Annotated in this window: 9 protein-coding genes; 5 read left to right on the forward strand and 4 right to left on the reverse strand. The window is 37.6% G+C overall.

All coding sequences use genetic code 11. The features are described 5' to 3' along the window. Window positions 1-146 precede the first annotated feature (146 nt). Genes NCE97_RS02600 through NCE97_RS02615 form a run of 4 tightly spaced genes read left to right on the forward strand, consistent with a single transcriptional unit; the run spans window position 147 to window position 3672 of the window. The gene (locus tag NCE97_RS02600) at window positions 147-1274 is read left to right on the forward strand and encodes a CNNM domain-containing protein (RefSeq protein WP_353777301.1); all 1128 of its coding nucleotides are present in this window, start codon (window positions 147-149) and stop codon (window positions 1272-1274) included. Then, on the forward strand, window positions 1275-1748 hold the full coding sequence (locus NCE97_RS02605; protein WP_353777302.1) for a methylated-DNA--[protein]-cysteine S-methyltransferase: 474 nt from the start codon (window positions 1275-1277) through the stop codon (window positions 1746-1748). Between the two features lie 59 nt (window positions 1749-1807). Then, window positions 1808-2959, forward strand: coding sequence for a serine hydrolase domain-containing protein (locus NCE97_RS02610; RefSeq protein ID WP_353777303.1), 1152 nt, complete (start codon window positions 1808-1810; stop codon window positions 2957-2959). Further along, window positions 2956-3672: a 3'-5' exonuclease gene (locus NCE97_RS02615; protein WP_353777304.1), complete on the forward strand. Its 717-nt coding sequence runs from the start codon at window positions 2956-2958 to the stop codon at window positions 3670-3672. The genes NCE97_RS02610 and NCE97_RS02615 overlap by 4 nt, the downstream gene beginning before the upstream one ends. 5 nt (window positions 3673-3677) lie before the next feature. On the opposite strand, the gene NCE97_RS02620 is transcribed toward NCE97_RS02615, so the two are convergent. From NCE97_RS02620 to NCE97_RS02635, 4 genes are all read right to left on the reverse strand, one after another. Then, window positions 3678-8831, reverse strand: coding sequence for a DUF8693 domain-containing protein (locus NCE97_RS02620; RefSeq protein ID WP_353777305.1), 5154 nt, complete (start codon window positions 8829-8831; stop codon window positions 3678-3680). Between the two features lie 204 nt (window positions 8832-9035). Continuing rightward, on the reverse strand, window positions 9036-14030 hold the full coding sequence (locus tag NCE97_RS02625) for an immunoglobulin-like domain-containing protein (RefSeq protein WP_353777306.1): 4995 nt from the start codon (window positions 14028-14030) through the stop codon (window positions 9036-9038). Window positions 14031-14214: 184 nt separating this feature from the next. Next, window positions 14215-18549, reverse strand: a complete 4335-nt coding sequence (locus NCE97_RS02630; protein ID WP_353777307.1) for a M14 family zinc carboxypeptidase — start codon at window positions 18547-18549, stop codon at window positions 14215-14217. Window positions 18550-18779: 230 nt separating this feature from the next. Then, window positions 18780-20984, reverse strand: coding sequence for a M43 family zinc metalloprotease (locus NCE97_RS02635; protein ID WP_353777308.1), 2205 nt, complete (start codon window positions 20982-20984; stop codon window positions 18780-18782). Between the two features lie 167 nt (window positions 20985-21151). Here NCE97_RS02635 and NCE97_RS02640 point away from each other — a divergent pair, with 167 nt between their 5' ends. Next, complete coding sequence (locus tag NCE97_RS02640) at window positions 21152-22843, forward strand: ABC transporter ATP-binding protein (protein ID WP_353777309.1); 1692 nt, start codon at window positions 21152-21154, stop codon at window positions 22841-22843. Window positions 22844-23144 lie beyond the last annotated feature (301 nt).

Below are 23144 nucleotides of genomic sequence, written 5' to 3' on the forward strand. Positions count from 1 at the left end.
ATACAATATACCTGTTACAATGAATTAACAAGGATGCAACTAATATGAGAACTTAAGGGAAGGAAAACAATACCCGATAAGAGGGATATATCTATAAAGTTACAAAATCTTTTTTGACTATTTTAGCAGCAGAAATCTATTTGTTTATGGGCTTACTCATTTTCTATGGAATCATTTCCATTTTCTTTTCTTTTTTATGTTCCATTTTAGAAGCTGTATTGCTAAGTGTTACGCCGACATTTATCAATGTAAAAAAGCAAGAAGGGAAGGCCTATGCCAATAATTTAGAAGAACTCAAGAAAGATGTCGATAGGCCACTCATAGCTATTCTTACGCTCAATACAATAGCACATACTGTTGGTGCTATTTTAGTTGGTGTACAAGCAAAAGTTGCTTATGCCGAAATGTACGGAACGCAAACTAGAAGTGTTTTAGGAATCGAAATTACCGAAGACCTTATGGTGGGAATTGTATCTTCAATAATGACGATTTTAATTTTAGTTGCTTCCGAAATTATACCAAAAACAATCGGTGCAACCTACTGGAAGAAACTAACGAACTTTACTACAAAAGCACTCAATGTTTTAATCTTTCCGTTGAAATGGACAGGCATTTTATGGCTGTTGCAACTTACGACAAAACTGATTGGAGGCAAAGGACATCATGGTAGTGTGTTAAGTCGCGAAGATTTTCATGCCATGGCAGATATCGCACAAGAAGAAGGTGTTTTTGAAGAGAATGAAAGCACAGTGATTAAAAACCTGTTATCCTTCAAAAAAGTTTTGGTAAAGGATATTATGACACCAAGAACAGTGATGAAGGTAGAAGATGCTAACACATCGATTGCAGCCTTCTTTAAGGAAAACACCAATCTTAGATTTTCAAGGATTCCAGTTTACAGAGATACGCTCGATAACATTATTGGCTTGGTTCTAAAAGACGATGTGTTTAAAGAAATGGCGTTTGACAATGGCGAAAAAAAGTTAGATGAAATAAAACGCGATATTCTCGTTACTAATAGAGATACACCCATCCCAACGCTTTTTGAAGAATTGGTTAAAAACAGAAATCATATTGCCTTAGTTGTGGATGAGTATGGATCTGTAAGTGGTTTGGTAACTATGGAAGACGTCATAGAAACACTGCTTGGATTCGAAATTATGGACGAGAGTGATAATGTTGCTGACCTACAGATGTACGCTAGAAAAAGTTGGGAAACCAGAGCTAAACGTCTTGGTCTCATTGAAGAACAAAATCCTGAATCTAACGAATAAATGCAAAGTTGCTACATACATACACCTATCGGAGTAGCCTATATTGAAGGAAACGAAGATGGGATTAGTTCTGTGTCTGTTCACGATGAGGTAGAGTCGCTTTCAGATACAATACCTGAAAACCTTCAAGAATGTGCTGTACAGCTTAATGAATATTTTGAAGGAACACGTAAAGAATTCAACCTGAAACTCAATCCAAAAGGCACTGATTTTCAAAAGCGTGTTTGGGATCAACTACTCAAAGTACCTTACGGTAAAAGTAAGTCTTACTTAGACCTTTCAAAAGAGTTAGGAGATGTAAAAGCAATTAGAGCCATTGCTAGTGCCAATGGTAAAAACCCATTGTGGATTATTGTACCATGCCATAGAATTATTGGTAGTGATGGCAGTCTTACGGGTTATGCAGGAGGCTTGCACAGAAAGCAATGGCTTCTAGAGCACGAAAGCCCTGCGAAGCAACAAAAGCTCTTTTAGAGTTAAAGCACTTTACAGTGTAATTTTATTATATTTAGAATTCAATCCTAGATAATATTATGAAGTACATTAAGAAATTTGTGAAATGGCTATTAATCGTATTAGTGCTGTTAGTTGGGTTATTGTATATAACAGATACAGATTACCTCATAAAAGCAGTTAGAACTATTTATATGAAAGGGCATACTACGGCCTACTTGGAAGATTATAAAGAGTTTGATAACAATACTATTGGTAATGGCACTGCACAACCATGGCCAAACCACAAAGATTATAATACTGTTACCGAAACAGAAGGGTTAAATCAAGCAAATGAAGAATATGGTACAGTAGCTTATGTAATTATTAAAAATGATAGTGTCTGGTTCGAAAAATACTACGATGGTTTTGGAAAAACCTCTAAAAGTAATTCCTTTTCTATGGCAAAGAGCTATGTATCTGCTATGCTAGGTAAGGCAATCATGGAAGGAAAGATAGAAGGACTAGATCAACCTGTGAGCGATTTTTATCCTGAATTTAGTGAAGGCAATGCTGCAAAACTAACAGTTGGAGACCTATCATCTATGGCTTCGGGATCGGATTGGGACGAGGCTTATTACTCCCCATTTTCTGTGACTACAAGAGCCTACTTCGATGATAATTTGGAAAAAGTAATGCTCAATAGAGAGATTATTGAAGAACCTGGTCAACGCTTCAAATACTTAAGTGGAGACACACAATTATTGGGATTGATTCTCCAAAAAGCTACTGGAAAGTCTTTATCCGAGTACTTAACAGAAAGCTATTGGAAGCCTTTAGGCTGCGAAAGCGATGCGTTTTGGCAAGTTGATAGCGAAGGAGAAGGACACGAGAAAGCCTATTGTTGTATAGCTAGTAATGCATTAGATTTTGCAAGACTTGGAAAGCTATACAAAGACCATGGAAAATGGAACGGCAAACAATTATTAGACTCTACGTTTGTAGCAAAATCTATAACACCACGTTTTTCTGATAGCCCACAATATGGTTATGGGTTTTGGCTAAAAGAAGACGGAGACAAATCATTCTTTATGATGCGCGGACATCTTGGACAATATGTCGTAGTGGAACCAAACGATAATGTTATTATTATTAGACTAGGGCATCAAAAAAGTCCAGACGCTACAGTTGGGATGTTTTCTGAAGACCTTGGAATTTATATCGATGAAGCCTATAAACTATTAGGCCAATGATTTCAAGATTAAACCTCGAAGACATTTTATTTTTAGATATTGAAACCGTCCCAGAAACAGAAAGCTTTAATGATTTAGATGAAGTAAAACAAGAGTTGTGGGACAGCAAATCTAAGTATCAAAGACGAGACGAATTTACTGCTGAAGAATTCTACAACAGAGCAGGGATTTGGGCTGAGTTTGGTAAAATTATCTGTATTTCGGTTGGATATTTTTCGAATGCTACAAGTGATCCAAGACAATTTAGAGTGACCTCTTTTTTTGGAGATGAAGTGAAAATACTGAACGATTTCAAGAATCTCTTAATCTCTCATTTTAGCCAAGCAAAACACTTACTGTGTGCCCATAATGGTAAAGAGTTTGACTTTCCGTATATCGCAAGGCGAATGATTATTCATGGAATAGAGTTGCCGTATAAACTCAATCTTTTTGGAAAAAAACCATGGGAAGTACCACATATAGATACACTTGAACTCTGGAAGTTTGGAGACTATAAGCACTATACCTCTTTAAAGTTAATGACCAATGTACTTGGCATTCCATCTCCAAAAGATGATATTGATGGAAGTCAGGTCTATGAAGTATACTACAAGGATAAAGACATTGACAGAATCATTACCTATTGTGAAAAAGACACCATCGCAATCGCTCAAATTTTATTACGATTGCGAGGTGATAACTTATTAGAGGATAATGAAATCCTTCACGTATAGAAATTCTATCTTATGATTACTTTCTGAACCTTACTCTGTCTATTATTTTCTAACGATACAAAGTAAACTCCAGTAGTAAAGGAAGCCATATCAATAGTATGCAAGGTTTCATTACTAGCTAATTCTAGAGACTTAATCAATTTACCTTGAACGTCGTAAATCGATAATTGAGAATCTTCCAATAACTGACCTTTTACATAAAGTGCTTTATGTTGATCTATGGTATAGATATCTATGGCGTTAGCTTCATTAGAATTTACACTCAGCGTATCTTCTGAGAAACGTAAGAAGAAACGTCCAATAGTATTTAAATCTTCATTTGCAGTCATAGTAAATTCACCATTATTTAATAAGGTAAATGTATTATTGAGTGTGTCTTCTAAATAGACTTCGATATTCGACGGTAAAGTAGTCTCAGAAATACTTAAAGTGAATTGCTGCCCTTGAGGAATATGAATTCCCAGAGGAATAACTGCATCAGATAATGCATCAAATCCCAAGGATTGTACAGCCATATCGATACCATTATTATCTTCAAGTAAGTGAGAATACAATGCAAAGTTTGAAGGTGCTACATTGCCATAAATGCTTGCATCATAGTTAGGATCTAAACCATTAGTAGCATTATTGGTAAAGTAGAAATTAGTCTTGAAGTCTTCTTGAGAAGAGTTTTCCAACAATAACCCAAGATGAACAATGTCATTGCTATTTCCGCTTCTTCCAAGAATAAAATCATCTGAATTTCCATTAGAACGCATTGCTGAAGTAAAACTGATAGTACCTGTACTATTCCCTGAACTCACAAAGAATCCTTGTCCAGGTGCGATTCTTGCATTAGGATTTGCATCCGAATAGGCTTGATTCCACACTGTCCAACCATTGGAAGCATCACCATCATAACCATAAACTCCACCACTCATTGAATCGAATTGAGCATTATTAGCTGCTAGAAAATCAGACAATAGGATATAGGAAGGGTAAGGGTTTCCTACTAAATTCCATATAGAGTACGATGGGCCACTATTTACAATGGAGACACTCATATTTCTTGTCTCAACTAATCCTGTAAATGTAAACGTACTAGCATTGGTTGAGGCCGCTCTGTAACCAGTACCAGCATACATAGGTGCTGTTTCAGTATTGGAATATAACAGATAGGTAGCTGTAGGCTTATCAAATGGTCCAAACAGGAATAATGTATTGCCTGGATTGCTTAATATATTAGAGTTAGCGGCTCTAAAATCTGTAAACGATTCTCCAAAAACAGGAGGCGCTATTAAGTCATTTCCAGCTGAAGCAGAAGTAGTATTTACATATCGTCTATACTCTACATTTCCAACGACTGGGTTGCTTGCGATTAAGCTAGAAAACTCATCAGAATCAGATTCTAAGACAACATTATCATTTGTTATTAGATTCCCATTAACAGTTAAGGATTGTGCTTTTTCAATAACCATAGAGGCTCCACTATTTACTCTAATATCATTTATTTCTATATCACCTGTAAGACTATATGTGCCATCTAGAACTATAGCGTTATCTGCTCCTGTTGAAGAAGAAGGCGCATATGGTGACCAAGCGCTACTTGAGTAAATGAGATCACTACTACCAACGATTCTGACTGTATAATCTTCTACCTCTCCGTAGGTGAAACTTTCGCAAGGATCAGGAATATCATTAAATTTCATAGAGACTCTCATTCTTGTATCAACTTCCATAGCACCAGCAGGGATTGTAAAGTCCCCAGAAACAGGTGTGGTTTGTGTTGGCGATTGCGTGAATACTTGCTCTCCAGCATCTTCAAAATCACCATCATTATTATAATCGATCCAAACTGAATAGGCTTCATTAAAAGCTGAACCAGTCCAGGTTGGTGTTATCGTTACCGTGTATAAACTTCCTTTTCTTAGAGAAGTCGATATGTTTGTAAAGTCTGAATAAAACTGAGCACCAGAAGAATTGTCTATAGTATTCAATTGTACTCTGCTAATATATTCATCACTAACATCGCTACTTTGAGAACCACAATAGGTTAAACTAGTAGGCAAGGTTAGAATAGCAACTTCATTACTATCTTCAGATTCATTATTGGCAGCATCTTTTGCTCTTAACTTAAAAACATAAATGGTGTTTGGTGTTAAACCTGTCACCTGATGTGTAATTGTAGACACATTAGTGATAATACCTCCGTCTTGGTAAACATCATAAGTTACAACACCTTGATTATCCGTAGAAGCTTCCCAAGAGAGGTCTACAGTTGTTGAGGTAACATTAGAAGCCATAAGGTTTAAAGGCGTCGTTGGATCCTCAGTATCTGGAGCCAATGTTGTAATATTCTCAGTGTTACTTTGAGGCGAACTATTACCAGCCGCATCTTTGGCAATAATATAAAAATCGTAATTGGTTGAAGGCGTTAATCCCGTAACCGTATGTGTTGTAGTAGAAACCGAAGTAATTAATCCGCCATCCTGATACACTTCATATTCTGTAACACCAACATTATCTGTTGAAGCATCCCAACTCAAATCTACTGATGTTGAAGTAATATTCGATGACACTAAATTAGCTGGTGCAGTAGGGTCTTCTGTATCTGGTGCTGCTGTTTCTGTAAAACTAGCTGTAAATACACCTCGACCATAAGTTGAAGCGATAACTATATTGTTGGTATCATCTCCGCTTATATCCCAATAATCAAAAGATGTAACACTAACATCGCTCATACCATTGTAAGCCTGAGTCCATGATGGGTTCGCAACATCAAAGTCGGAAGTTTGCCAAACACCCAATTGTGTTGCAACAATAGCTTCATTTGGCTCTAATGGATTCTGAAGAAAATCTCTTACAGGTAAATTTGGAAGGTCTCCCTCTTTACTTACCCAGCTTGTACCTCCATTTGATGAATACCAAATACTAGTAACACCATAATTGTGAATGGTAACAATTAAATCTTGAGACGTTTCTCCAAAACGAACCGAAGACACAGAACCAACAAAAGGCGTCGTTATGGTTTGCCAAGTGGCTGAAGAATTTGTCACACTGGTTAACCTTAATAATCCGCCATCAGACATACCGACATACCAAGTATTGGCAGCGAACGGAGATGCCCTGAAGGCTGTAGGCTTTCCAGTTAATGCAGCATTCGTAAACGAACCATTGCTATTGGCAGCAACATTAATACTACGAATAGAATAACTAGTACCAACTGAATTGTTTGTTAGAAGACGATTAGCATCACTATCATAGCCCATTTGGTTAACAAAATCTCCTGTGGTTTGATCACTCAAAAGGGTCGTTGCACCACCTTGTCTTCTACCTAAACCATTCCAAGGTAAGTTGAACCTGTAGATGACATTATTTACAAAAGTTGCTATAGCATATTGCCCGTCTTTATCAATAAACGTATAGAAACCATCACCATCACTAAGCTCCTCGGAAGGATTTATACCAGGTGAAGTATTTCCATCTCTAAACGCCTGAGTACCGTTGTCCTGAGAACCAGCAGAAAATATACCATTTGTGTCACCAACTCCATCTGGTCCAATACCAGCTTTTACAAATTGGGTAACATTATATTCAGTATTTCTCGCTCCCAAAACATCGGAGGTTTGTGCTGTTGATAAACTAGAGGCATAATACACACCACCATCATTACCAATAACCGCTTGATTAGAGTTTCCTGGTCTAAAAGTCAATGCATGTTGATCCGCATGCATTAATGAGCAGTTAAGTGCTGCCAGATTGTTGTTGTTAGACCATTTCGAAATCTGAGCCCAAGAACTACCTCCATTTGTAGACCTAAATAAATCAATACCACCAACGTAAACAATATCATCATTGGTTGGATCTGCTTCAATGACTAAATCGTAAAAAGCTTGACCACGACAAAAGTCATTGGCAGGAATCCCTGTATCTACATCATTAGGTAAACTCAATGATGAGGTACTTCCAAAAGCATTTGTAGTTTCATAAATATGAACAGGCGAACTAACACCTTGCGTTAAAGCATATATTTTATTAGCGTTTGTTGCAGAACATTCTAATTCAACTCTATTAGAATCTGTGAGAGGAGAAGCAGCAGCTTCTGTCCATGTACTACCATTAGTAGAGCTATAAACTCTACCACCACTTCCACCAATTCCTGGCGTAGCAATGGTTCCCATCCATAGTGTATTATTGGCACTAATTTCAAAGTCATTAGGAATATAATAATAGTTACTTCCACTAAATGAAAAACGCATATTAACAGATTCGATTCGACTCCAGTTTGTGCCTCCATCTGTAGAACGATACAATCCTGCGGATTGAAGTCCTAACCAGTTGGTTGGATTAGCTGCCTGATCATAAAGGTGCGCTCCAACAGCAACAAATAGCTCGGTTGAACTACCATTATCCCATGCAATGATATCATTTACGTAGTAAATTCCAGATAAGAATAGGTTAGAAGCGTTAAAGTTAAAAGTGCCAGCGCCAGCAGGAGGAATATTAACTGCTGTCCAGGTCGTTCCACCATCAGTGGTAACATATACACCATTTCCGACAACATCACCAGCTGTGTATTGCTCTCCAGTTCCTATGTACCAAGTATTAGAATTTCTTGGGTCAACAGTTATAGATGTAACCGAAAGATTTCCAGGAACATTAGTTACTCTAGTCCATGATGAAGCAGGATTAGAAATATCTGTATTTCGCCATAAACCACCACTTACACCACCAGCATAAACAGTATTATTTGTTCCGTCATTCGGATCGAACATAACAACGCGAGTTCTACCCCCAACATTATTTGGTCCACGTTCTTCCCAAGCATTCATGGCATCACCCGGATTTCTTTGAGATTCCCTTTGTTGTATTAATTGTTCTCTAAGAAGTGTAAGCTCACCATCATCCAATTTTCCTGTTGAAGGGTTTATACTAAGCTCCCACATCTGTTCGAAATAACGGTTTGGCGGCAACCCATTGAGTTTACGCTTTTTCTTATCCCATGTGAGCGTTTCTTTAAACGGGCTATTTTCCAAGAAGCTTTTATGCTTTTCTCTTAGTTCTTCAATCGAAACTTGATTGGTATCTGTTGAAGTTTCTTCTGTTTTAGTTTGAAAAATTGTGATAGTAAGTGCAAGCACAAAACATACAACGAAGAGTTGAGGTATTTTTTTGATCATAGGTTAAAATTTATGGCCTAAGGCAAAAACTTATAGTGAGTTAAAAAAAGTTTTATTGTTAGCGATACATCGCAAAATAATGACTTTTATCGAGAAATTATGAAAATTTTAAGAAATATAGACAAGATGCACCATAAGTAAGAATTACCATACAAAAACCCGGGTTATTTGCCCGGGTTTCAGTTAATTAAATAGTATAGTTAATTAGTTTCTTACAAATCTCTTCCTCATAATCTCTTCACCATCATTAATTTCAAGGAAGTAAATACCAGCATCTAGCTTCTCAATAGTTATAATACCTTCAGAAGATCCATTCATTATAGTTTTACCCATTATATCAATAACTCTATAAGTGAATTTATCGCCTTCTGGTAATTCAATATTTAGGATATTTCCTTTAACAGGATTTGGATAGAGTTTGAAATCTTCTTCAAAGCTATCAGCAATAACATCTCTCGATCCAACAATTACCAGTTTATCATTGTTACCTCTAGAAGTGCCTGAAATACCAGTAATAGTAACTTGATCGATAAAGATTCTATCTCCATTACCAGACGCATCGCATTGGAATCTAAATCCAGAATCAGACGCAAAATTATAGGTTGATGAAGGAATCGTGACTGTGGCATTGTAGAAGTTGTTGTTCTCAATATTTCCACCACTTACCCAGGTTTCGACAGTTATCCACGTAGAACCATCAAAGAATCTAAGCCAGAAATCTTCGTTGTTCTCCATGCTTTCTACATAGAAATAAAAATCAACTTCAACCTCTGAGAATGGCGTTACATCAACATTAGAGAAGGTCATTGAAGATGCTACTCCAGAATTATCACGTATTCTAATAGAGAAATTACCTTCAAAAGAGTTTGCAGAGTTTACTCTTGCGCAATCATTACCACCATCGATCCAGCCATCAAGCCCAGTTTCAAAGAACCCTTGATGTAATACCACATTGGAAGTACTACAAGGATCACAGAATGAACCACCACAATCTACACCTTCTTCATCACCATTTTGGATACCATCATCACAGGTAGGAGCCGCAGGTTCTAATAGATTAATATCATCAATAGCAATATCAGCCTGCCATGTGCTACCTACAAATCTATTGAAACGTAATTGAATATTACTTCCAGCGTAAGCAGAGAGATCTATACTAACATCTAACCATTGATTCCCTTGATTACCTGATTGATTCCAAATGCTAGTCCAAGAACCACCATCATCATCGCTAACTTCTAAGTCGATTGTTCCCATATCTGCAGCGCCAAACATATGGTAAGAGAAATCGAAATTAGGATTAGTTAATCCGCTCAAATCAAAACATGGCGACGTAATTATTGCTCGCTTATTTGGATAGCCTGTACCATTGACAGAGGCTTCCACATAAATATAGTTAGAACCTTCAGTAGCACTAGATGGACCTGTATTGTTTGAAGGTGTTGTGCCAGAATTTACTAGCCAGTCTAAGTCATCTGCACCAGATTGACTCCAGGCACCAATTCCTCCTTCAAATCCTTCAGAATATGGATAGGTGGAAATACCACCCGAGCAACCACTAGAAGGGTCAGATACATTAACAGTTCTAGTGACTTGAGCAGCTGCATTACCTGCTGCATCACTAACATTATAAGTGACCACATATGTTCCAGCTAAGCCTGTATTTACGGTGTCACCACCTATAACAATACTTCCTGTAATATCACCATCGACATTATCAGTAGCTGTTGCACCTAACTCCGTGTAGGTATCACCAACCGTTAAGTTTACAGGAGACGATCCGTTGAGTACAATCACTGGTGGCGTAGTATCTGGGTTTACAGTTACAGTTCTAGTCACTTCAGTAGCTGCATTACCTGCTGCATCACTTACATTATAAGTAACGATGTAAGTTCCGGCTAAACCTGTGTTAACCGTATCGCCACCAATTACAATATTGGCAGAAATGTCGCCATCCACATTATCTGTTGCCGTCGCACCTTGCTCGTTATATGTTTGTCCAAGTTCTAAACTTATAGATGCGTTTCCTATTAAAGTAATTACTGGAGGCGTAGTATCCGCAGTTACATTTACAGTTCTGGTGACTTCTGTAGCAGCATTACCCGCAGCATCACTAACATTATAAGTCACGACATAAGTTCCGGCTATACTTGTGTTAACGGTATCACCACCAATAACAATGCTACCAGAGATATCACCGTCCACATTATCTGTAGCAGTAGCGCCTAGTTCATTATAGGTTTCGCCAAGATTAAGATTTACAGTTGCCGAACCATTCAAGGTAATTACAGGAGGAGTAGTATCTGGAATCACATTTACAGTTCTGGTGACCTCAGTAGCTGCGTTTCCAGCAGCGTCGCTTACATTATAAGTTACGACATAAGTTCCTGCTATACTTGTATTGACGGTATCACCACCAATGACAATATTACCAGAAATATCACCATCGACATTATCGACTGCAGTTGCACCCAATTCTGTATAAGTATCACCAACATTTAGATTTACTGTTGAAGCACCATTCAATGTAATTACTGGAGCTTCGGTATCTGGACCAGAGCCTTCAATAATGACTGTATAATCTTCAACTTCTCCCCAAGTGAAACTTTCACAAGGATCAGGTACATCATTATATTTCATGGAAACCCTCATTCTCGTTGAATTTTCAACCGCGCTTGAAGGGATTGTAAAGTTTCCTGAAACTGGTGTGGTTTGTGTCGGAGATTGCGTAAACACTTGTTCGCCTGCATCATCAAAATCACCATCTCTATTATAATCGATCCATACTGAATAGCCTTCATTATATAAAGTACCAGTCCATGTAGGTGTAATGGAAATCGTGTATTGTGTATCTTTAGTTAGCGTTGTGCTGATTCCTGTAAAGTCTGAATAAAACTGTGCTCCAGAAGAATTGTCAATAGTATTCAATTGAACTCTACTTATGTATTCATCGTTTACATTCGAACTTGTTGAACCGCAATAATTAAGTTGAACGTCCAAGGTTGTAAACGTCACAGAAGCTGTATAAGCTGAATTGCTTCCGCCGCTACATTTACTTCTTACCTGAGCTTCATATTGCGTTAAAGCAGCTAGTCCAGAAAGGTTATCAGATATACCAGTTACAGCATTTGTAGTCCAGGTAGAACTACCAACTTCTCTATATCGTAAATCATAAGTTGCTCCAGGAACTGCATCCCAACTTAGAGTCGCAGTCGTAGTAGCAACATTTGAAGCAGCTAGTCCAGTAGGAACATCAGGATTACAAACGACCTCACCCGCTATGGTAAAGTTGGTATTAGAAATATCGAAGAAGATATTGTTAGAACCTCTCACCATAACCCTGTTTTGTGTTCCTTGATTATTTGGCACTAAGATGTCATGCGATCCATCATTTGGCACGCCTGAAGCTAAAGCGATAGGATAGGTGTCACCACCATCAGTTGAAAGGAAGATATCTACATTAGCTGCATTAACACCATTGCCTGTCGTACCTGCAACATCCCAGGTTACCGTCTGGGTAGTCCCAGCATTCCAAGTTACATTGGTATTCGGTGAATTCACTACGAAAGGACCTGCAGTACCATTCACGGTAACAATCATATCATCACTGTTGTTAGTTCCGCCGCCAGCAACATTATCTCTTACTGTGAGTCTAAAGTTGAGCGTCCTGGCGACATTTGGAACAGCTTCCCATTGCCAAGACGTCGCACCAGCTTTGATGGTTTGTAATCTTGGGAAATATCTAAATGAGTCAGTTGTTGGTTCGTATGCTCTAAATGCTACACCAGATGTTGCAGTAGTACTTGGGAATGTAGTAGAAGCATTATTTTCATCCATTTGTTCCCAAACATAGCTAAGCACATCTCCAGTATCTGCATCACTTGCGGATCCTTCAAGAATGAAAGGCGTACCTCTAGGAATCGTATAATTAGCACCAGCATTTACAGTTGGCACTGAGTTTCCTGTATTGGTGTTTACTTGACAACTTGTTGTTTTTACATAATCTGTGACCTGTTCAATGGAGACAGCATGAAAGTTTGGTGTTACATTGGGTTCAACATCTGTAGAACCTGTAATACCAGCATAACTCATAATGGTTGTTCCACTTCCAGGTTCAACTTGAACATTAGTGCCTTCATTACCACCATGAGTCCATGTATGATTGGCACCAAACTGGTGTCCCATTTCGTGAGCAACATAATCTACATCAAAGAAATCGCCTTCAGGTGTAGTTCCAGACGTCCATCCACTACCTTTTTGTCCATTCACACAAACACAACCGATACAACCGGCATTACCATTATTTTGCAGATTAGCAAAAAGGTGTCCTATATCATAATTTGCTTCTCCTATAACTGAGGTCAATGTACTTTGTAAGGCAGAGTTGTATCCACCTGTAGTATTGCCATAAGGATCCGAAGAAGTACTGGTATAGATAACGTCATCGGTATTCGCGATGAGTACCATGTTAACATTAAAGTCTACCTCAAAAATACCATTAACACGAGTCATCGTAGTATTGATAGCAGCTAAAGCCTGAGCCTTAGTACCACCATGATATTGTGTATATTCTCCAGTTGCTGAGACGGCAAGTCTATAAGTTCTAAGAATACTATCATCAGCGTTTCGCTGCATACTTGCATCTCCAGACATTTTTTTAGACACTCCCTCTACGACAGAACATTCGAAAGGGTCATTAGTGTTGAGTCTTTGAGAACGATTGTAGACTACATAGGTGTTTAAATCTTCAGTATAGGGTTCTATAAAGGATGCTGGTTTGTTTGCAGACAATACCATACTACTAAATCCGTAAGGAGAAATACTGAAGCGTAATACCGCAGTAGGATCATCTATACCTTGCCCTGCATAAGACCTAATGTTAGGATAGCGTGCTTGTAAGTCTGGGTGCATGACAGAAGCTTCGAATACCCTAAACTGTTCTAGTGTGCCTTCAGCATTTGGAATGGATATAATAACATTTGAAGATGCTCCATTGACCAGCCTGTTTGGTGAGTTGGCTAGTTGTTGTCTTAATCCTTCAATGTTTAAATTGTAAAGATTGGTTGGAGTTGAATTACGATGCGCAGCTTTAATTTCGCTGTTACTTTTCGAGGACATTGTTTGCCAGAGAGGGCTGTTTTGGGCAAACAAGTTTGATAAGCTCATCAAAAAGATGAGCGCCAAAAATCTAGCTTTCATTTGCGAGGGTTATTTGTGATTAATTAATAGCGTCCGAAGACTCTTTATTAATGTAACCCTTTTTCAGCGCAGGTGAAGTAAATTGTTAATAAAAAATCTGATAATCAACAAAATATGCGGAAAATCCGTAAAAAATATTCGGAAAATCCGCACATTCATGCTTAAGATTAGGGTTGTAACTAATTTACCTGATAATCACTTTTGTGGATTTTGATTGTGTCTTGTTGACAAGCTCCACAATGTAAACTCCATCATCTACGCTAGTCATATTGACAGCATTATTGATAGAACTGTAATCTAATGCTTTAGAGATAATCAAACGGCCTTGAACATCATAAAGGTTAAGATTAGTATCTTGTTGTAACTGACCTTTTATAATTAATTGTTTAGGCTTGCTTGTAGTATATATTTCTAAAGCATCAAAACTATTTTCATTAGTAGACAATGCCTCAGGCTCAAAACGTAAGAAGAAACGACCAGTACCATCAAGATTAGTGTCTGGTGTAAAGACATAATCTCCTTCATTAAGTAATGTAAATGTATTGGTCAGATTATCTTCTAAGTAGACATCAACATTTTGATCTAAAGTTGTTTGAGCAATGCTCACTGTAAGCTGTTGTCCTTGTGCAGCATTGATTCCTAGAGGAATAACAACACTATTATTTATGTCAATGTTCCCAACGGCTTGTACAGCCATATCTGTACCACCACCATCTTGAACTAAGTGAGAATAGATTCCAAAGCTTGGAGCTGTTCCACCAAATGACATAGCATCATATCCAGGATCAAGACCAAGAGAAGCATTATCACTGAAATAAAACTCTGTGTTATGAGTGTTAGTAGTATTATCTAGATTTAATTTCAAGTAAGAAATGTTACCAACTATACCTTCTCTACCTATAATAAAATCATCACTGGTTCCTGTAGAACGCATACTAGGTGTAAACCCAATAGTTCCTCCACCAGATGTCGAGGCTACGAAGAATCCTTGACCAGGCGCAATAAGAGAGCCAGGGTTAGCATCAGAAAAGGCTTGGTTCCATATTGTCCAACCATTAGAAGCGTCACCATCGTAACCATACACACCAGCACTAGATCCATCTAGTTGTGTATTATTAGCCGTAAGGAAATCTGCTAAAGACACATAAGATGTATATGGGTTACCTATAAGATTCCACTTGGCAAATGAAGACCCAGAATCTAAAATAGGGATGTTAACATTACCTGTGCTTACAGTACCATTAAAGCTAAAGGTTGAATTATCTGTAGATGCAGCTCTATATCCTGTACCGGCATCTAACGTTGCAGTTTCAGTATTTGAATATAATAAGTAATTACTTGTGGCCTTGTCGAAAGGTCCAAATAAGAATTGTGTATTTCCAGGGTTACTTAGAATATTACTGTTGTTAGTAATGAACGAATTGAACGCTTCACCAGAAACTGGAGGCGCAATAAGATCATTTCCGCCAGCATTAGCATTAACATGTCTTAAGTAGCGTGCATTTCCAGTAACTGTTCCAGTAACAATTAAGCTTGAATACTCATCAGAATCTGAATTTAAGATAATGTTTCCGTTGTTTACCAAATTTCCACCAAGACTAATCGATGCAGTTTTGTCAACTTCAACCGAAGCACCTGATTCTACTGTCATGTTGTTCAACATAATATCAGAACTAATACTACACGATCCATTCATGATTAATACATTTTCAGACCCTGTAGATCCACTAGGAGCATACGGCGTCCATGCATTGTTCATGTATAGTAATCCATCGTAAGTAATATTTATGGCGTAATCCTCAACTTCACCATAATTAAATGGTTGTTCACAAGCTGTAGGTATTCCGTTGTATTTTAACGACACACGCATTCTAGTAGTACCAAATTTTGCACTAGCCGGAACCGTAAAGTTTCCACTTACTGGATTAGTTTGCGTCGGTGCTTGTGTAAAGACCTGTTCTCCAGCGTCATTAAAGTCACCATCAGCATTGTAGTCAATCCAAACTGAGTAGCCTTCATCATAAGGTGTGCCTGGCCAAGTAGGCGTAATTGTAATTGTATATTGTGTTCCAACATCTAAGTCAGTACTTGCTGTTGAGGTAAAGTCTGAATATCCTGTACCTGAAGTTCCAACACCTGATGAATTGTCTATTGAACTCAACTGAACTCTAGAAATATACTCATCATTAGTATTGTTTCCGTTAGAAGCACAGTAAAGTGGAGTTCCAACACGTATTTGATCTATAGCCATATCACTTCTGTTGCCACCTCCAGTTAAACCAGTAAACCTGAACTTAACAGTTTGACCAACATAGGCTGAGATATCTATACTTTCTGTATTCCATTGGTTTCCTTGGTTTCCATTTTGAGAGAATAAGGAAGACCAGTTAGATCCATCATCGACAGAAACTTCTAAGGTTAATGTACCCATAGCACTTCCATACATATGATGATAGAAAGTAAAATAAGGATTAGATGCTGAGGTTAGATCAAAACAAGGGCTTTCTAGATAAGCAGTGTTATTATTACCTAAACCTGCACCATTTGCTTCAGTGTAAAAATAGTTGCCACCACCAGTAATATCGTTGGATGGTCCAGTATTATTAGTTGGAGTTCCGCTGGCATCTAATGTCCAGTTACCATCATCTCCAGAACCTTGAACCCAATCACCTATACCAGAATCGAAAGTTTCAACATAAGGGTAGGATGTGATTAAAGTTCCTGTACAAGGAGCAGGAGCTGTTGTTGTAAACGTTACAGAAGAAGAGTAAGCTGATACTGATGAACCACAATTAGTTCTTACCTGCACCTCATATTCTGTTGTATCTGTTAAGCCAGTTAAACCTTCTGAGTTTGTTGTTAGTCCAGTAACTTCAGTCCAAGAACCAGAGCTTGTTGGTTTATATCGTATATCATAATTTGCTGAAGCAATTGCTCCCCAAGACATATCTGCAGAAAAGCTAGATACATTTGAAGCTGCTAAACCTGTCGGTACTTGACTTGCTACAGATGTCAGTAAAACGTCTCCTAGATCTACAACTGAATAGTTTGAAATTGCTTGTGAAGGCAAGGTTACGGGTTGGTAACATGTCGCTTCAATTAAGATGTCATAAGTACCAGCAATAGTTGGTCTATAAAAATCTCCATGCGGTAACTCTGATATTGTATGTGATCCATTATTATCATGGCCTACTAAAGTAATGGTAGCTTCGATAGGGTTACCTGAGGTTGCATCTTTTACAACACCTCTAAAACCATAGGTTCCTTGCTCTAAGTAATCGATTAGTGCCTCACGATTGTAGTTCCAGAAATCATCTAATTGATTAGCAGGAGGTGTTTTTTGGTCTGATAATTCTACCGTTGTTTCTTTACATTGGTGGTAATAATTCATGTAATCTTGTCTACCCCCTTCTACTCGATACCAATCGGCTCCATTTGTAATACCGTTATCTAGATAATCAAAATAACCCATTGGTGCACCGCTTCCTTGACAGTTATCAGCATATTCTCTACTAATAAACTGGTACCAAGCATCATCCGCATGTCTTGTAAACGTATTATCCCATGGATAATTAACTACCTCTACACCACCATGAAAGTTGGCAGACATTACAAAATGATAATCGTCCGCTAGATCCATAAATAGGATTGTTTCTGGTTGATATGCCTCACCATCTGGATGCGCACCAGCAACATTGTCTGGATAGTTACGGTTAAGGTCTATATTATTATGATTTGCACGTCTAGCATTAGCTACAGATGTGTTTGTTGGATCATTATAGTAGGTTCCGTCTGGGTTGGCATTTGGGTTAATCCAGATTTCAGAATTATTCAATAATGCCTGGACTCTTGCATGCTCAGCATGGCCAGTGTCATTGTAAGCGGTAATTAAATAGTTAATTAACTCTAACATCATTGGATACCCAGCAATTTCATCACCATGCATCGACGATGTATATAACAATCGAGGCTCTTGTTCATTTGTAGTCACATTGTCTGAAAGCTTTACAAATAAGATATCCTTATCACCTTCAGCAGTTGCTCCTAGATTTACAAATTCACAAATCCCAGGGTTATCGTTAGCAAAGTCTTGCATCTGCTGAGCATAATCAGCATATGTTGGATAACTAGTGATTGGAAATGTTAAGGTATTTGCCTGAGCATCAAACGCGACATCAGGAAGTTCTTCCGTTTGAGGTTCTTGTAAAACACCAGAGACATTATCAAAGTCTGAAACTTGAAATGGAATACCTTGTGTTAGGAATTGTTCGAATTGTTGTTGATTGGCCCATACCTTTACAGTATTTGTTGTTGGGTCAAAATTAACAATAGACATTTGATGGGAGATAGGCCCTAAGGCTTCTCGTCCACTTACTTGGAAATCAAAAGTTACTTCGCCTTTTAAATTAATGAAATTTTGAGCTTTTTCTAAGCTTGTAGTTTGCGACAGGGAAACATTGGTCACAAACAAAAGCGCGCCTATAAATAGACTACGTACTAGAGGGTAGGTTATTTTCATAGTAGAAGTGGGTTAAATATTCGATTGGCAATATAGAACAAAATATCTATAAAAAGCAAAAAAACACGATGAAATGCATTTTTTGTAAGAAATGAACTAATATTCAAACAATTACAATCCATAAAATACACATATAACCGATGAATTGCATTTAAATTAAACTTGTAAATAACAAAAAAGCCCGGCAAAATCGCCGAGCTTTTCCAAAATTAGGTTGTTTTATGAAGAAATTATTCTTTAATAAATTTCTTAGTTAACACCTCGTCTCCATCATTTACCTCTAAGAAGTAGATGCCAGATCTTAGGTTTTCAACATCGATAATTTGGGTTGTTTTACCTTCTTGAACTGTTTGTCCAAGCATGTTAATGATACGGTAATTAATAGCATCATTATTATCAAGCATCTTAATATTCAGTTGAGATTTTACTGGGTTTGGATACAATACAAAATCTTCTTCAGAAGTAACTTCTTCATTCAATGTTCTGATTAGTTCTGTAGTATTTTGTCTACTTCCGCTTCCAGAGATACCAGTAATAGTTACCTGATCGATATACACCTGATCTGCATTAGCACTAGCATCACATTGGAATCTAAACTGAGAATTACTACCAAAGTTGTATTCAGAGTCATTCAATACAACAGTTGCAGAATAGAACGTATTATTGTTAAAACTTGGTCCTTGTGCCCAAGTAGCAACTGTTGTCCATCCAGAACCATTGTTGAAACGTAACCAGAAGTCTTCATTAGTTTCCATACTATTTGCATAGAAGTAGAACTTAACTTCAACTTGATTATAAGCTGTAAGATTGAATGATTCAGACGTCATAGCTGATGCTGTTCCTGAATTATCCCTAATTCTAATGGAATAATTGCCTTCATAAGAGCGAGATCCAGAGTATCTAAAGCAATCGCTACCACCATCAGTCCAGCCATCCCATCCAGTTTCAAAGAAACCTTCGTGTAACAACGTTGAACCTGTAGAGCAAGGTGCACAAGTAGAGCCTCCACAATCTACACCAGTCTCGTCACCGTTTTGGATACCATCATCACATGTTGGTGCTGGGCCGCTTCCTAAACAGAATTGAGTAGCTTCAGAACCTGCAAAAGATCCGCCAGATGCTAGTGAACCAGAAGGTCCAGTAAGACTATAAGATCCATTTCCGTAAGAACAACAGATACCGTCACCATAGGAATCATTAATTGTGAATGTGTAACATCCGTCTGGTAAACAAAGGTCTTCAGTAAGTGTTGATCTGTCTGGTTCACTTCCGTAAGTACCACCTGATGCTACAGTTTGTCCTGAATCATTAGTAATAGTCCAAGATGTTTCTTCAGGATAATCGTCAAAAGTAATAGATAGATTTACTTCGTTGTCAGTACAAGCTGTCTGACATGGTTGGCAAGAACCACCACAATCTACACCAGTTTCATCTCCGTTTTGAACACCGTCGTTACACGTTGGTGTAGAACCTCCACCGCCACACTTGTCAGATAAGGCTAAAGATCTTCTTACACCACCAGCTTCTAATACTGCACGCATTCTGTCTTTTTGTCCTTGGGTAAATAGGTTCATACAAGAGTCGTTAGTATAGTCCATATAATTTTGAACCATATCTACTGAGCCACATGATACCTGACCAACTGGACAACCACCATTAGAAGTTTGATGTGTAGGCGTATCTGCAACAAAGTCATTTCCACAGTTAGAATCACCCCAAATATGGCGTAAGTTTAAAAAGTGTCCTACTTCGTGAGTAGTTGTTCTTCCACCATCGAAAGGCGCAGTTACATTTCCTACTCTTCCAAAATAGTTGTAAGCCATTACAACACCATCTGTTGAAGCACTTCCACCAGGGAATTGAGCATAACCTAAAATGGTACGACCAATAGGGTCAGTCATTTTTGGTACGATCCACATGTTGAGGTACTGACTTGTATCCCAAGGGTCGACACCTCCTTGCGAGGATTTTTTCATGTCGTCTGTAGTACCCCAATCTTGTCTGGTTGTGGATTTTCTGGTAATACCAGTGGTAGCATTACCATTAGGGTCTACTGTTGCCATACAGAATTGAATTTCTGTATCCGCGGCTTGCGACCATGTGTTGTCTGCATCTGGATTTGTACGTCTAAAATCTTCGTTTAGAACATCCATTTGAGACTGGATTTGGGCCACACTGATGTTCTCAGTGCTGTTTCGATACAATACATGTACTACTACGGGAATAGTGATAATGTTGCCATCAACTCTGTTGGCTTGCATCTGTTGAATTTTGGTCTGAGTAAAGGTCTCGATTTGTTGCATCCTTCGTTCGAGATCTGGGTCTTGTTGTTTCCTGTACTCAAGGTTCTCCATTGTAGAGCAATTGCGTTCTTGACCGAACACTGCACCTACCATGAAAAAACAAATAAAAAATAGTGTGAGGTTGTTTTTCATGTTAAATGTTTAAATAATTAATGGTTTTTTTGAAAATTTCGCAACGAAACTATTAAAATTTTGTTAACGCAAAAATTTAATTTTAACATTTTCGATGAAATACTTTCTGACAGAAAAACTTTACGGTTTTTCCGTAATTAAGATGAAGAAAATGACTACATTTACGTATGGCGGATTCCAAATTACTCGAGGTAAAAGATCTTCGGATTTCATTTTTTAATAATGAAATTGAAACAGAAATTATTCATGGAATTTCTTTTGATTTGAAGCCTAATGAAATTCTTGGAATTGTCGGAGAGTCGGGTTCAGGGAAATCGATCTCTTCCCTTGCTATCATGGGGCTTTTGCCCAAGAAAATTTCTAAAATCACCAACGGTTCTATTGACTTTTTAGGTAAAGATTTAACTCAGGTTAAGGACAAGGGATTCGAAAACATAAGAGGAAATGAACTCGCAATGATCTTCCAGGAACCAATGAGTTCTTTGAATCCTTCAATGACTTGTGGGAAACAGGTTTTAGAAATCATTTTACAACATACCAAAAAGAAATCAACTGAAGCAAAACAGTTGGTTTTAGAACTTTTTGAGAAAGTAAAATTACCTGACCCGAAAAGAGTTTATAAATCTTATCCGCACGAAATTTCGGGAGGGCAAAAACAACGTGTTATGATAGCCATGGCTATTGCTTGTAAGCCAAAAATTCTTATTGCAGATGAGCCTACAACAGCACTCGATGTTACAGTGCAAAAAAGTATTATTGAGTTATTGAAAGTGTTACAGTATGAAGAGGGTATGAGCATTATTTTCATTTCTCACGATCTTGCTTTGGTTTCAGAAGTTGCAGATAGAGTTTTGGTAATGTACAAAGGTGAAATTGTAGAGCAAGGAAAGACGCAAGGCATATTCAAACTACCAAAACATACGTATACAAAAGCCCTTATTAATTCTCGACCCTCGACGGAATTCAGATTAAAAACTCTTCCAACAATAAGTGATTTTGTAGAAGGAACAACCAGAGATGATATTATAACAAAGGAAGAACGACAAGAAAAACATAAAACCTTATACAGCAAATCACCATTGTTAGAAGTTCTAAACCTAGAGAAAGAGTATGTTACCAAACTAAACTGGTTTAAAAAAGGAGAAAATTTTAAAGCTGTAAATGATGTTAGCTTTAAGGTGTATGAGGGTGAGACGCTCGGTTTAGTGGGAGAGTCTGGTTGTGGAAAATCTACTTTAGGCAATGCGATTCTTCAGTTAGATAAGGCTACGTCTGGAGCAATTCTATATAAAGGAGAAGACATTACGAATTTAAAAGATTCTGAAAGGCTAAAACTAAGCAAGGATATTCAGATTATTTTTCAAGATCCTTATGCCTCTTTAAATCCCAGAATTATAGTTGGAAAAGCAATCATGGAGCCTATGAAAGCTCATGGAATTGGCACTAATGATGATGCAAGAAGGGAAAAGGTTTTAGAAATTTTGCAAAGAGTAGGTCTTACGGAAGAAGATTATTATAAGTATCCGCATGAATTTTCTGGAGGACAACGACAGCGAATAGGAATAGCCAGGACCATAGCTTTGGAACCAAAGCTCATTATCTGTGACGAATCCGTTTCTGCGTTGGATATATCTGTCCAGGCACAGGTTTTGAATCTTCTAAATGAACTGAAAACCAACTATAACTTCACATATATATTTATCTCTCACGATTTGGCCGTAGTAAAATATATGGCAGATCAGCTTTTAGTAATGAATGAAGGAAAAATTGAGGAACTAGGTGAGGCAGATGAAATTTATGATAATCCAACTAAGGCGTACACCAAAAAATTAATTCATGCTATCCCCAAAGGGTTATAGCATGAATAGCTTTTTGGTTAACATGACTATGTTTCTGAGCAATCTTAAATTATTTTGAAAACTGACCATAAGCTTGTTTTCAAAAAAAGTAGGTTTTGGTAGATTTGGGGCTCCTTTCATAAGTAACAATTCATGATTAAACTTGGGGCAAAAATCATAAATAGGGTTTATGATAGATTTGGTTTTTAGTTATTGTGATTTGGGATTGCTAATATGGGAATTAACTTCAATAAATCAGTTTAAAAACCATATAAATCGATGAAATGCAATTAATTTTAACAAATTAGTATAAAATTCCTAC

This window comes from Winogradskyella sp. 3972H.M.0a.05 (genome assembly GCF_040493455.1).
Lineage (GTDB): Bacteria > Bacteroidota > Bacteroidia > Flavobacteriales > Flavobacteriaceae > Microcosmobacter.